This window comes from Stenotrophomonas sp. NY11291 (assembly GCF_023277365.1).
In the GTDB taxonomy this organism is placed as follows: Bacteria; Pseudomonadota; Gammaproteobacteria; order Xanthomonadales; family Xanthomonadaceae; genus Stenotrophomonas; species Stenotrophomonas geniculata.
Window position 1 is genome coordinate 3,675,985 of the sequence record NZ_CP096975.1, and the last position, 12,217, is coordinate 3,688,201.

Here is a 12,217-nt window from a genome sequence, read left to right on the forward strand (position 1 = left end):
GAGTCACCACCATGAATACCCGTATTCCCCCCGGCCCGGGCGCTGTGCCCATGCCGTCGCGCCGCCTGTTCGTGCAGGGCCTGGCCGCCGGTGGCGTGGTTGCCGGCATCGCCGCTGTCGGCGTGCCGCAACGCGCGCTCGCCGCCGCCACGGCCGCCCCACGCCTGGCCGGCGTTCCCGCCGTGCTCAGCGATACCCGCATCGAACTGGCCATCGGCGAATCGCTGGCCAATTTCACCGGCCGCACCCGCCCGGCGATCACCGTCAACGGCTCGCTGCCCGCGCCGATCCTGCGCTGGCGCGAAGGCCAGACCGTGGACCTGTTCGTGCGCAACACGCTGGGACGCCACCCGACCTCCATCCACTGGCACGGCATCCTGCTGCCGGCCAACATGGACGGCGTGCCGGGCCTGAGCTTCAACGGCATCGGCCCCGGCGAGACCTACCACTACCACTTCCAGCTGAAGCAGTCGGGCACCTACTGGTACCACAGCCACTCGATGTTCCAGGAGCAGGCCGGCCTGTACGGTGCGCTGATCATCGATCCGGCCGAACCGGCGCCGTACCACCACGACCGCGAGCACGTGATCATGCTGTCCGACTGGACCGACATGGACCCGGGCGCGCTGTTCCGGCGCATGAAGAAGCTTGCCGAGCACGACAACTACTACAAGCGCACGCTGCCCGACTTCCTGCGTGACGTGAAGCGCGACGGCTGGTCGGCCGCGCTGTCCGACCGCGGCATGTGGGGCCGGATGCGGATGACGCCGACCGATATCTCCGACATCAACGCGCATACCTACACCTATCTGATGAACGGCACCGCCCCGGCCGGCAACTGGACCGGCCTGTTCCGCAGCGGCGAAAAGGTGCTGCTGCGCTTCATCAATGGCGGGTCGATGACCTATTTCGACGTGCGCATCCCCGGTTTGAAGATGACCGTGGTCGCCGCCGATGGCCAGTACATCCATCCGGTCAGCATCGATGAGTTCCGCATCGCTCCCGCCGAAACCTACGATGTGCTGGTCGAGCCCACCGGCCAGGACGCGTTTACCATCTTCTGCCAGGACATGGGCCGCACCGGCTACGCCGCCGGAACACTGGCCGTTCGCCATGGCCTGCAGGCACCGATTCCCGCGCGCGACCCACGCCCGTTGTTGACGATGAGCGACATGGGGCACGACATGGGCAGTGGTGGCCACGGTGGCCACGACATGGCCGCGATGAAGGGCATGGAAGGCGGCTGCGGCGCCAGCATGGGTCACGGCGCGCACGGCGGCGATACCGCCAGCAAGGCACCGAAGCATCCGGCCAGCGAACGCAACAACCCGCTGGTGGACATGCAGAGTTCGGCCACCGAACCGAAGCTGGACGACCCCGGCATCGGCCTGCGCGACAACGGCCGCCAGGTGCTGACCTACGGCGCCATGCGCAGCCTGTTCGAAGACCCGGATGGTCGCGAGCCCAGTCGTGAAGTCGAGCTGCACCTGACCGGCCACATGGAGAAATTCTCCTGGTCGTTCGACGGCATCCCGTTTGCCAGCGCCGAGCCACTGCGGCTGAACTACGGCGAACGCATGCGCATCGTGCTGGTCAACGACACCATGATGCAGCACCCGATCCATCTGCACGGCGTGTGGAGCGATCTGGAAAACGCACAAGGCGAATTCCAGGTGCGCAAGCACACCATCGACATGCCACCCGGTACACGCCGCAGCTACCGCGTGCGCGCCGACGCGCTCGGCCGCTGGGCCTATCACTGCCATCTGCTGTACCACATGGAAGCGGGCATGATGCGCGAAGTGAGGATCGAAGAATGAGCCGCTCACTGCTTTCCCCCAGCCTGCTGGCCTTGGGCCTGGCCGCCGCATTGCCGGTGTTCGCGCAGTCGCACGCGGGCCATGACATGGGCGCGATGAACGCGCCTGCGAAGGCCACGAAGTCCGCGAAGACGCCTGCCGAACCGGTCGATCATTCGAAGATGGACCACTCGACCATGGATCACTCGAAGATGAACCACGCCGCGATGCAGCCGGCGACGATGGACCATTCCGCGATGGATCACTCCAGCATGGATCACGCGGCGATGGGTCACGGCACGCCCGCACCCACCGAACCTCGCGAACCGATCCCGGTCCCGACCGATGCCGACCGCGCCGCCGCCTTCCCGCCGATCGCACATGGCGCGATGGAACACGCGCCGGAGATCAACAGCCTGCTGCTGATTGACCGCCTCGAACACTGGGACGGCAAGAGCAGCAACGGCCAGGCCTGGGAAGCCACCGGCTGGATCGGCGGCAACATCAACCGCCTGTGGCTGCGCACCGATGGCGAACGCAGCCGTGGCCGCACCGAGTCGTCATCGCTGGAGGCCCTGTACGGCCGTAGCGTGTCGCCGTGGTGGGACGTGCTGGTCGGCGTGCGCCAGGACTTCCGCCCCGCCGACTCGCGCACGTGGGCGGCGATCGGCATCCAGGGCCTTGCGCCCTACAAGTTCGAGAGCTCGGCCACGCTGTACATGGGCTCCGGCGGCCAGGTGCTGGCCAAGGCCGAAGTCGAGTACGACGTGCTGCTGACCAACCGCTTGATCCTGCAGCCGCTGCTGGAAGCCACGGTGGCAGCCAAGGATGAACCGGAGTACGGCATCGGCCGTGGCCTGAACAAGGTCGAAGCCGGGCTGCGACTGCGCTATGAGTTCAGCCGCCGCTTCGCGCCGTACATCGGCATCAGCCACGAACGCAGTTTCGGCGACACCGCCGACTATGCCGGTGACCACGCGCGCGACACACGTTGGGTCGCTGGCGTGCGCATGTGGTTCTGAGCAGCGTTACGTGAGCAGTGGCCAGCCCCGGCAGCCGCCGGGGCCGGCTACACTGCGCCTCGTTCCAATGCAGGCACCGCCATGTCGTTGCAGATCCGCCGCGCCACCCTCGCCGACGTCGACACGCTTTCGGCAATCGCCATCGCCACCTACACCGAGACCTGGGGCGACTCGTATCCGCCGCAGGACCTGCACGATTTCCTGCAGGATCACTACAGCAGCGAACCGCAGCGCATCGAACTGTCCGACCCACGCAGTGCCATCTGGCTGCTGACGGACGGTGACGCCGTGGTCGGCTATCTGGCCGCCGGTGCCAACACCCTGCCGCACGCGGATGCATGCGAGGGCGACATCGAACTGAAGCGGTTCTACATTCTGGCTGCACACCAGAACGGCGGCCATGGTGCACGCATGATGGACGCGTTCATGGCCTGGCTGGACCAGCCGCAGCGCCGCACCCTGTGGGTGGGCGTATGGGAAGAAAACTTCGGCGCGCAGCGCTTCTACGCGCGCTATGGCTGCAGCAAAGTGGGCGAGTACGACTTCATCGTCGGCGATACCCACGATCGCGAGTACATCCTGCGCCGGCCGTGATCATGCGGCCCCTGTAGCGTCGAGCATGGCTAGACGCTACAAAGAGCGAAGCGGCTAGAAGTCGAACAGCTCCGACAGGAAGCTGTCCTTCTTCTTTTTCTTGTAGCCGTGACCGTACTGCTGGCCACGGTTGTCCTCGTAGCGCTGGCCCAGATGGCGGGTGTCACGGTGCATCACCGGCGGCGGCGCGGCGGCCGGCTGCGACTGCGCCGGGGCGGGCGGCGGTACCGCACTACCCGCACCCGCGCGCTCGATGATCTTGTCCAGCTCGCCACGATCCAGCCAGACACCACGGCAGCCAGGGCAATAGTCGATTTCGATGCCATGGCGTTCGGCCATCTGCAGGGTCTGGGTCTTGCACACGGGGCACAGCATCGGCATTGCTCCTGTCGGTCTGGCAAGGACTCTACCTGCCCTGTGATGACTGTGCGGCAACACATGACCGATGGCACAGGGACTTCCGGCGCGTGCCAGCGTGCCCGGCCCCTTCCACACTGCATGCTGGTTCCGCAGGGAGTGCGTGCATGACCGTCCTGTCCCGCCTGCCCAGCGCCGCGCGCCTGCTGCTGGTGCTGCTCGGCGTCGGCGTTGGCCTGAATCTGCGCGACATCGCAGCCGCCGCAGGCACGCCGATTCCCGCCTTGCCCATTGCTTACGGCGGCAGCCTGCTCGACAACGCGCTGGCCGTGCTCGTGGCACTCCTGCTGGCCGCGCTGCTGCGGCCACGCGGGATGGGCCTGATGACCAGCCTGGGGCTGCGCGGCAACGGCTGGAGCGGCCCGTTCTGGGTACTGCTGGCCAGCCTGCCATGCTGGCTGGGCCTGGCGCTGCTCGGTTCACCGAACACCGCGCTGACCGCGTTGGACGCCACGATGCTGGCAGTGCTGTTCCCACTGGCCGAGGAAGTGCTGTTCCGCGGCCTCGGCTTCGTGCTGCTGGTGAAGATCGTGCGCGCCCCCTGGCCATGGCTCGCACTGCCGCAGGCGCTGTTGTTCGGCTGGGTGCACTGGCTGGGTTTCGGCGGGTTCGACGGCGGCGGCCTCGCGCTGTTCGTCGGGGCGGTGATCGCCCTGGGCGGCTTCATCTTCGCCTGGCTCGACCACCTCGACGGTGACACCTTGTGGTGCGGCCTGGTCCTGCACGTGTCGATGAACCTGGCCTGGAACGTGTTCAGCCTTGATGACGCCGTTGCACTGGGCTGGCAGGCCACCGGCCTGCGCATCGGCACCGCCCTGTTCGCGGTCGCGATCCTGGCCTGGCACGTGCATCGCCGGCGCCAGACGCGGTTGTAACGCCCACTTAGCTTGCCGTGCACGCCGGGATCACTACCGGCTTGCGCATACTTGCGCGCCTTTCGCTCCCCCTGTTGTCCGGAGTTGCCGCGTCATGTTGCTGTCCAAGCGCTTTGTGGAACCGCGCGTCCTGCTCATCGAGGACGCCGAGGAAACCCAGGAACTGAGCCGTCTCGCCCTGGAAAGCCAGGCCTGCCAGGTCACCGCTGTCAGCAGCGCCGAGGCCGCGCTGGGCTTGCTCAACGCCGGTGAACCGTTCGACCTGCTGTTCACCGACGTCTGCCTGGGCGGCATCAGCGGCATCGAAACCGCCAACCGCGTGCGCGAGCACCTGCCGCAGCTGCCGATCCTGGTCACCTCCGGCATGGATCAGCATCGCGTGCTGCCGCAGCTGCGCGCCGGCATCCACTTCCTGCCCAAGCCATACAGCATGAGCGAGCTGCTCGATGCCATCCGCCTGTGCTTCCGCCACGCAGCGGATGCCGCGCTGATGCCGCCGCCGCAGGCCAGCGCGGCCTGAGGGGATCATCCACGCATGGCGTGGATCTACTGATTCCGTTTCTCGTCGGCGTGGATCCACGTCAACAACCCCGGTAGATCCACGCCATGCGTGGATTGAACCTGCGATCAACCGCTGCTGTACGGCCCGCTACCCGGGAACACCTTCAGCAGTGCGCGGGTGATCATGTCCGGGTAGACCGTGAAGTGATCCTCGTCATCGATCACCATGTCCTCCACCTTCAATGATCGCCCGCTGCTGCGCAGCTGCTCGGCGAATTCTGCGTTGTGGCGCAGCATGTCGTTGCGGGTGAAATAACGCGGTTCGGGCTTGACCGTTTCAAAGCTGCCCACCGACAGCACCACCGTGGTCGGCTGCGCCGGCGCCTTGGCCTCGGCCTGCATGCGCGGCACCCGATGGTCGTCGAACCACAGTGATGGGCTGGAGAGGATGTAGGTGCGGAACATGTCCGGGCGCGTGGTCAGCACATAGGCGCCGAACAGGCCACCATAGGAATGACCCGCATAGGCGCGCCGCGCCGGATCAGTGCGGTAGCGCGCATCGATCATCGGCAGCACCCGCTCGGCGAGGAAATCGCGATAGTGCGCCGCGCCACCGTAGCTCACGTCATCGCTGTAATCACGCGGATCGGTACGCGCCGGGTCGCTGGGCGTGTAGTCGCGCGAGCGGCTCTGCTTGGAGGTCAGCCCTTCCTGCGGCGGCAGCCCGACCAGGATGAAATCCTCCAGGTTGACACCCTTCTGGCCCACCAGGTTGCGCACGCTGCGCACCAGCGGGAAGCTGTACAGCGCGTCGGTTACGTACAGCACCGGATAGTGCTTTTCCGGATGTGCGGCGTAGTCGGCCGGCAACGCCACCCAGACCGGATAATCGCGGCCGATCGGATCGTGCACGCGCAGCGCTTCGGTATCCGGCAGCACCACGCCCGACACAGCGGCGGCCGGGCTCTCCTTCGCTTCACTCTGCGCTGCCGGCGGCGCCACCGACATCGCACAGCCACTCACGGCCAGGCCGGCCGCCACACTCCATCCACGCACACGCTGCATCCACACGCTCCCATTGCGGGCGGCGCACCGGATGGCGCCGCTGCCGCATCCTTGCATGGTGCGCAACCCGCTGCCAGTGCGGTCAGGGCGAGGCCGGCGGCGCCGGGAACAGTGTGCGCAGCGCCTGCAATGCGGCCGGATGATAGATCGTAGCGTGGGTTTCTTCCGGCAACGGCAGGTACTTCACCAGCGGCGACGGCGAAGCCTGCTGCAGCAACTCGGCCAGTCGTGCAGTGGATGCGGCCAGCTCCGGCTGCCCACTGCTGGCCAGGAATACTCGCGGCTGCGCACGCGTCACCGCCGGCAGCTGCTTGGCCGCCCCGGCCAGCATTGCACCACGGTTCCACCACAGGCTGGGGTCCAGCGCGATGTAGCTGTTGAACAGTGTCGGTTCCTGCAGCAGCGTTTCGACCACGAACAGGCCAGCCAGCGACTCGCCGATCAACGCGCGTTCGTCGGTAGTCGGGTAGCGCTGGCGCACCTGCGGCATCAGTTCATCGCGCAGGAACGTGCGGTAGGCCGCCGAGCCACCAATGCGTGGCGCGATCTTCTGGTCCTGCGGGTCGTTGCTGGGGCCGGTCATGTCGCGGCGGCGCTCGGTGTTCTCGATGCCGACCAGCAGGAACGGGCGCATGCTGCCGTTGCCGGTCAGCACCTGCACCAGCCCAGCCACATGCAGGAAGTCCTCGCCGATGCCGCCGTCGGGCATGTAGAGCACCGGCAGCGGCGTTTTCGGGTCCAGACCCCATGGCTGCGGGCGGTAGACGTTGATGCGGCGGGTTTCGCCCAGCGCCTTCGATTCGATGGTGAAGGTCTCGCCGATGACCAGAGGCAAGGCGGCAGCGGGCGGCGCGGTTTCGGCGGCCATCAGCGGCGCGGCGGAGACAGCGGACAACAACAGCGACAGCACGATCAGACGCATGGGGCGGTCCATATTGGGAAAGCGCTGAGCATAGACCGCCGGAGGCACTGTCGTTCGCGGCACTTTGCCGATCGACCGGAACTGGAGCACCATGGAGTCGGTGATGGTCATGCAACGCGCACCATGGCTCACGGACTGGTCACCGCCACGCTCATATCCACAAGGAGGTTCCCATGTTGAGTGTATTGATCGCCACCGCCCTTGCCGCCGCCTCGCCTCAGGCCAGCAGCACTCCGGCAGCATCCGCAGCGTATGCGGACTGCCTGCTCGCCCACCTCCAACCGGGATTGTCCGACCACGCGATCCCGCTGCTGCAGCAGGCCTGCGTCGCGAAGCATCCGGAGAGCTACGTCGCATATTCAGAACTGGAACGCCGGATCAGCGCGCAGCGCCGGGCTGACTTTGACGCGGCTCAAGCGGAAGCCGTGCGTTCCGCGAACGCGGCAGCGACGGCCGCACAAGAAGCTGCCGACGCGGCGGCCGCGAAAGCCAAGGGAATGCGGACGAAGTAGAGGCCCTGGACCAGGCAACAAAAAAGGCACCGCATTGCGATGCCTTTCTGAATGACCTGGGTCATTGGATGCAATGGTGGGCCGTGAAGGATTCGAACCTTCGACCAAAAGATTAGAAGCCATTGGACAATCGCATTACCTTCAATGCGCTATGTCGTTCCGCCTCAATCTTCGAAACTGACATTTGAATTCCTTGAGCCACATAGGGCGAGGGAATTTGCGGAACGGATTTCCAACCCCTCCAGCGACCTCAACAAGGCCCACTCCATCTGCCCGAAAGGCGGATCAAGGTCGGTCTTGGCCAGCCGGTTTCCCCTGACCTTCTCCCGCCAGGCTTGGATCCTGGCCACGTCCTCCCGCAGTCTGTCCTCGCGCATAGCCACCCATAGTTCGACGCCGGCCCGTCCCCGCTCATAGCTGCTGCGCCAGCGGAACGGTCCGCCCGGGCCATGCCTGTGCCGGTCCAGCGCGGCAATCCAGGTTTCGTTGTTTACCCACGGGGCCATAGCCACGACCCGCACGCTTTGGGAGTCGATCACGTTCAGCGGGCCATCCGGCCGGCTGGCGAACCTGATCGTCCAGTGGAAGTTGGGAGAAGCGTCATGGCCGGCAGCATACGGCCGATCGTCGCGAAGACCGCGATCACGTCGCCGACCTGCCTGTGCCGCCAGGCGAAGGAATTGTTAAGGGCTGCATCGGCGATCTGACGAAATCGTCGATTTGCCCAGATACCAGGGTCGACTCTGGGCCGGCACGCCGCTGCTCAGGCGCAGAAGGGCAAAACCGCCATCGCCCCGGACTGACCAATGCTCACCTCGTAATGGAATAGCCCCGCTGTGCAGGGGCTATTCCAGTGACCAAGAGAAACTACAGCGCTAACGAGAATTTCAGCGAATCATATACTGGACATGACAGGTCTTGGCAGCGCCGGCACCGCTACAAGTAATAGCTTGCACGGAGCCAGATGATGGACCAGACGAAGTCATCGTTGCACCAAGGCCGTGCAGGTGCGTGACCATCTGCCCCAGGTTCTCTCCATTGTAATCCGTCCACTCCCCTTGCACCTGCTGGATGTCAGAAGGAATCAACTGACCTGCAGCAGTACGCTCACTACCGACTTCGCTCTGGCCGTTCTGATACTCAAGATTCACAATAACCGTAACGTAGGATCCATCTTTGAACACGATCCGCATCAACAGTCGGGCTTGGTCGCGAAGTCCCGTGTAGTTGGTCACGTGTTGGAGAAGATCAGACATCGCTGTCAAAACGTTGGCACCAACTATTTTTGTGATCACGCCGGTACTTCCAGCTGCCGACTCCACCATCGCACGCAAGTTGTGATCGCCGACGTAATCGTAGGCGGTCTTGGCAGACGCACTTGGATTAAGACCCAAGACATCAACTGGGACGATATAAGTCGGCCGCAGAGTACCGCCGCCCTCAACCATCACCTGATGCCCACGCCTAACCTCCTCGACAGCTCCAGAGGGTGGCGTCTGACGCTGCACTACAGGACCTGCAGCACGGGGAACAACGCCACCACCACCACCACCACCACCAGTGCTGTCATATCCGATGTAGTACTGCTGGATCAAATTGGCGGAAACGTTGTACACAAGGTGTGTTCCCGCACCCAGCCTTACTGCTTCATTGCGGAAATCAAGGTCCTTGGTGCACGTATCGCACCGAACAGCTTTCGCCTCGACAGCGGGAGCAAAAGAAATGAACCCCACCAGCGCAAGAAACCCAGCAAAACAGCCCTTCAACACGACCTTCTCCTTGGCAAAAATGCGATCTCTGTCACTTCCGAAGTAGACCACCAAGCCTACTTCTCTCTAAAGTGACAAACCGATGCTACATCGAATGAATTGATCGCGCATCCGAACATCCAGCGCCGTATCACGTTTCAAACTTATTTTTCATGCATCAACATTCCGTCGCGCATGCCAGTGCACAGCTTCTGGCATGTGACCGTGATCAGGGCGGAGTGGCACATGGGCGCAATCTGACACGTCGCCTCGTTCAGCCGCCGTGAGACCGTAGCTTAGTGTCCGGTCACATGAATAAGCACGAACCTGCCAGCTACGAACCTCGCGGATTCCTACGCCCACGTTATCCGGTGACCACCGCGAGTCCCAGCCGTCCATGCTGGTCATCAGCGCATTGCCGAGCATGTCCGGAGAACCTCCAATTCTGCCCCTGCTGCGTGACTTGGGACTCAGCGGGTTGAAGCCGCTGGCGAACCGGCCGCTGACGTTCAAACGGCACGGCAAGCAGAAGGGTGCGGTGATCGTTCACACGGCGCTGCTGGATGAGTGCGGCCAGCTGCTGAGCAAGGGCCAGCTGCGAAGACGATTCGATGCAGCGCACGCACTTGCAGGCGCTGCCAAGGCGGCATCCCAGTTCCGGGATCTGCGGGCTGAGGCCGGCACTGACAAGGCAGACGCGGCGGCGGACATTCGCCCCGACGAAGTAATCTTGCGGAAACGATCGGCGATTGCGGAAAAGAAAAAGGGTTCCGGATTGATCCGAAACCCTTGTATCGCAATGGTGGGCCGTGAAGGATTCGAACCTTCGACCAAAAGATTAAAAGTCACAGGACAATTGCATTACTTTCAATGTGTTACGCCGCTATTCGTTCCGCTTCAGTCTTCGAAACTGACACTTGAAAGCCTTGGTCCGCAAAGGCCCCGGGAATTTTGCGGAACGGATTTCCAACCCATCCAGCGGCCTCAACGAGGCCTATCCCATCCAACCAAATGGCGGATCCTGGCCTGCCTTGGCCAGCCGGTTGCCCCGAACCTTTTCCTGCCAGGCCCGGATCAAGGCCACGTCCTCGCGCAACCTCGCCTCGTGCCTGACCACCCATTGTTCGGCGCCGGCCCGGCCCTGCGCGTAGCTGCTGCACCAGCGGAACGGTCCTCCCGGGCCGTGCCGGTGCCGGTCCAGCGAGGCAATCCAGATGCCATCGTTCACCCGTTCAGCCATGGCCACCACCCACACCCCATGGCAGGCGATCACAGTCGGGGTGTCATTCGGGTGGCTGGCCGACCTAGTCGTCCAGTAGAAGTCGGCGGGGAGCGGCATGGCCGGGAGGATACGGCAGGACGTCGCACTGACTGAGACAAAAGGCAAACAACTTAATAACGCCGACCGAACATAACTGTTATGCTCCTGATTTATAACGTTTTTTATCTGGACATTCGGACGCAGGCCGGTTCTAATCCCGCCGCACCTTGAAGCTGACCGCCACGGTCTGCGGGGCGCAGAGGAAGCAATCATGAATGCCATCCCCGTCGGTCTCGAAGCCTTGTCCCCAGACTTCATTCGTCACCACAGCCGCTTTCCTTCTTTACAACACATGCTCGACGAACACGGCCTGAGCATTGCTTCTGGCCAGGAGCAGCTAGATTCCATGGTCCGCACGAGCACCGCGTTCAATGACTGGCAAGACATGTTCCGGGAAGCAGCGAGAGTGATGGTCTCGAACAACCTGGCCGCCCGCCTTCGGTCGAACGGCTCGCGCAAGCGCTACATTCGCTGACGGGGACACCGCCGATCTACCCGCCGGTCACCTAAGCTGCCAATCGGTGCTCATAGAACGGGTGCCGCTTGTCATCAAAGATCCGGTACAGCGCGGATAGGTCTGCCGGATCCGGGTTGAGCCAGGCATCCACGTGCTCGGGTTTGATGTTGATGATCGTTCGATCATGGCCGGCAGCAGCCACCTCCGGCTCCGGGTCGTCGGTGATGGCAGCGAACGACAGGAGGTCGGGTTCTTTCCCCGCGGGGTCCGCCCAGTGCGACCACAGGCATGCCACCAGCATCGGTTCACCGGTGCGCGGCGTGAACTGCACCACCTGGTTCTTGCCGTCCGGCCCCTCGACGTTCTCGTAGAACGTGTCCACCACCAGCAGGCCGTGGGTATGGCCGAAGGCCGGTGCCCAGAAGTTCTCCAGGCTGTCGCGGCGGGCGTTGTAGGTGCCCGGATAGCGCTGGTCGTAGTTGGCCGGCTTCCCGGCGAGCCGGCACTGGTAGCGCATGGGCCTGATCACCAGCTTGCCTCCCTCGGAGACGATCACCGGGGCATACACGCCGGGGAAGATCCGGCTATCCCGGTCCTTGGGGTCGGTACGCTTCAGGTCGGCCAGCTTGGCCAGGGCGCGATCGATCTTGTTGCCGGCGATCCGCACGTCCTCCCGGGCCTTCTTCGTCTCCTTCACCTGCAGCGCGCGCTCGGCGTCGGCCAGGCGCTTCCGGTTGGCGAACAGCTCCTGTTCCAATACCGCGGCCTCGGCCCGGTTCCACTGCTCGACCTCAGCCCACACCGCCAGCTCAGCCGGGCTCGCCCCGCCCCGGAAGGCGTCGTCCATCGCCTTCGGGGTCTTGGGCCGCTTCTTGCCCGGGTCGTGAGCATAGAGCGCGGCGAATTCCTGCAGTGACAGCGTGGCGCCGGTCATCCGGACCAGTTTCTGATAGGCGGCGGTGATCTGGGCGGAATAGCACATGG

The 12,217-nt window shown here is 64.2% G+C and carries 14 protein-coding genes; 8 read left to right on the top strand and 6 right to left on the bottom strand.

From position 1 onward, the window contains the following. Window positions 1-11 precede the first annotated feature (11 nt). From M1L61_RS17105 to M1L61_RS17115, 3 genes are all read left to right on the top strand, one after another. Window positions 12-1,820 carry a copper resistance system multicopper oxidase gene (locus M1L61_RS17105; protein ID WP_248853815.1) on the top strand — a complete coding sequence of 603 codons (1,809 nt, stop codon included), beginning with the start codon at window positions 12-14 and terminating at the stop codon, window positions 1,818-1,820. Further along, entirely contained in the window at window positions 1,817-2,821 is a 1,005-nt protein-coding gene (locus M1L61_RS17110) for a copper resistance protein B (RefSeq protein WP_248853816.1), read from the top strand. Before M1L61_RS17105 ends, M1L61_RS17110 begins: the two co-directional genes overlap by 4 nt. A gap of 81 nt (window positions 2,822-2,902) precedes the next feature. Next, entirely contained in the window at window positions 2,903-3,415 is a 513-nt protein-coding gene (locus M1L61_RS17115; protein WP_248853817.1) for a GNAT family N-acetyltransferase, read from the top strand. 54 nt (window positions 3,416-3,469) lie between these two features. On the opposite strand, the gene M1L61_RS17120 is transcribed toward M1L61_RS17115, so the two are convergent. After that, window positions 3,470-3,790, bottom strand: a complete 321-nt coding sequence (locus tag M1L61_RS17120; RefSeq protein WP_171955117.1) for a zf-TFIIB domain-containing protein — start codon at window positions 3,788-3,790, stop codon at window positions 3,470-3,472. Between the two features lie 149 nt (window positions 3,791-3,939). On the opposite strand from M1L61_RS17120, the gene M1L61_RS17125 reads away from it, so the two are divergent. Together M1L61_RS17125 and M1L61_RS17130 are read left to right on the top strand one after the other, a co-directional pair. After that, complete coding sequence (locus M1L61_RS17125) at window positions 3,940-4,707, top strand: CPBP family glutamic-type intramembrane protease (protein WP_248853818.1); 768 nt, start codon at window positions 3,940-3,942, stop codon at window positions 4,705-4,707. A 94-nt stretch (window positions 4,708-4,801) separates the two neighbouring features. Continuing rightward, window positions 4,802-5,227, top strand: a complete 426-nt coding sequence (locus M1L61_RS17130; protein WP_010481704.1) for a response regulator — start codon at window positions 4,802-4,804, stop codon at window positions 5,225-5,227. 107 nt (window positions 5,228-5,334) lie between these two features. Here the strand turns inward: M1L61_RS17130 and M1L61_RS17135 are convergent, their stop codons facing one another. Together M1L61_RS17135 and M1L61_RS17140 are read right to left on the bottom strand one after the other, a co-directional pair. Further along, window positions 5,335-6,273: an alpha/beta hydrolase-fold protein gene (locus tag M1L61_RS17135; protein ID WP_134959311.1), complete on the bottom strand. Its 939-nt coding sequence runs from the start codon at window positions 6,271-6,273 to the stop codon at window positions 5,335-5,337. Between the two features lie 82 nt (window positions 6,274-6,355). After that, entirely contained in the window at window positions 6,356-7,195 is an 840-nt protein-coding gene (locus M1L61_RS17140; RefSeq protein WP_057503039.1) for an alpha/beta hydrolase-fold protein, read from the bottom strand. Between the two features lie 173 nt (window positions 7,196-7,368). On the opposite strand from M1L61_RS17140, the gene M1L61_RS17145 reads away from it, so the two are divergent. After that, window positions 7,369-7,707, top strand: a complete 339-nt coding sequence (locus tag M1L61_RS17145; protein ID WP_057503038.1) for a hypothetical protein — start codon at window positions 7,369-7,371, stop codon at window positions 7,705-7,707. A 164-nt stretch (window positions 7,708-7,871) separates the two neighbouring features. Here M1L61_RS17145 and M1L61_RS17150 read toward each other — a convergent pair whose 3' ends face one another. Both M1L61_RS17150 and M1L61_RS17155 read right to left on the bottom strand, forming a co-directional pair. Continuing rightward, complete coding sequence (locus M1L61_RS17150; RefSeq protein WP_134959308.1) at window positions 7,872-8,246, bottom strand: hypothetical protein; 375 nt, start codon at window positions 8,244-8,246, stop codon at window positions 7,872-7,874. 348 nt (window positions 8,247-8,594) lie between these two features. Then, a complete protein-coding gene (locus M1L61_RS17155; RefSeq protein ID WP_248854789.1) occupies window positions 8,595-9,527 on the bottom strand; it encodes a hypothetical protein in 933 nt (310 codons plus the stop codon). Window positions 9,528-9,852: 325 nt separating this feature from the next. On the opposite strand from M1L61_RS17155, the gene M1L61_RS17160 reads away from it, so the two are divergent. Continuing rightward, on the top strand, window positions 9,853-10,830 hold the full coding sequence (locus tag M1L61_RS17160; protein ID WP_248853819.1) for a hypothetical protein: 978 nt from the start codon (window positions 9,853-9,855) through the stop codon (window positions 10,828-10,830). A gap of 157 nt (window positions 10,831-10,987) precedes the next feature. Continuing rightward, the gene (locus tag M1L61_RS17165; protein ID WP_248853820.1) at window positions 10,988-11,251 is read left to right on the top strand and encodes a hypothetical protein; all 264 of its coding nucleotides are present in this window, start codon (window positions 10,988-10,990) and stop codon (window positions 11,249-11,251) included. Window positions 11,252-11,282: 31 nt separating this feature from the next. On the opposite strand, the gene M1L61_RS17170 is transcribed toward M1L61_RS17165, so the two are convergent. Then, on the bottom strand, window positions 11,283-12,215 hold the full coding sequence (locus M1L61_RS17170; RefSeq protein ID WP_248853821.1) for an SOS response-associated peptidase family protein: 933 nt from the start codon (window positions 12,213-12,215) through the stop codon (window positions 11,283-11,285). Between the last annotated feature and the right edge of the window lie 2 nt (window positions 12,216-12,217).

What these genes read in the sequence shown, in the direction of transcription:
- M1L61_RS17105 (WP_248853815.1), top strand. Translation starts at nt 12, where the DNA reads ATGAATACCCGTATTCCCCCCGGCCCGGGCGCTGTGCCCATGCCGTCG.
- M1L61_RS17110 (WP_248853816.1), top strand. Translation starts at nt 1,817, where the DNA reads ATGAGCCGCTCACTGCTTTCCCCCAGCCTGCTGGCCTTGGGCCTGGCC.
- M1L61_RS17115 (WP_248853817.1), top strand. Translation starts at nt 2,903, where the DNA reads ATGTCGTTGCAGATCCGCCGCGCCACCCTCGCCGACGTCGACACGCTT.
- M1L61_RS17120 (WP_171955117.1), bottom strand. Translation starts at nt 3,790, where the DNA reads ATGCTGTGCCCCGTGTGCAAGACCCAGACCCTGCAGATGGCCGAACGC.
- M1L61_RS17125 (WP_248853818.1), top strand. Translation starts at nt 3,940, where the DNA reads ATGACCGTCCTGTCCCGCCTGCCCAGCGCCGCGCGCCTGCTGCTGGTG.
- M1L61_RS17130 (WP_010481704.1), top strand. Translation starts at nt 4,802, where the DNA reads ATGTTGCTGTCCAAGCGCTTTGTGGAACCGCGCGTCCTGCTCATCGAG.
- M1L61_RS17135 (WP_134959311.1), bottom strand. Translation starts at nt 6,273, where the DNA reads ATGCAGCGTGTGCGTGGATGGAGTGTGGCGGCCGGCCTGGCCGTGAGT.
- M1L61_RS17140 (WP_057503039.1), bottom strand. Translation starts at nt 7,195, where the DNA reads ATGCGTCTGATCGTGCTGTCGCTGTTGTTGTCCGCTGTCTCCGCCGCG.
- M1L61_RS17145 (WP_057503038.1), top strand. Translation starts at nt 7,369, where the DNA reads ATGTTGAGTGTATTGATCGCCACCGCCCTTGCCGCCGCCTCGCCTCAG.
- M1L61_RS17160 (WP_248853819.1), top strand. Translation starts at nt 9,853, where the DNA reads ATGCTGGTCATCAGCGCATTGCCGAGCATGTCCGGAGAACCTCCAATT.
- M1L61_RS17165 (WP_248853820.1), top strand. Translation starts at nt 10,988, where the DNA reads ATGAATGCCATCCCCGTCGGTCTCGAAGCCTTGTCCCCAGACTTCATT.
- M1L61_RS17170 (WP_248853821.1), bottom strand. Translation starts at nt 12,215, where the DNA reads ATGTGCTATTCCGCCCAGATCACCGCCGCCTATCAGAAACTGGTCCGG.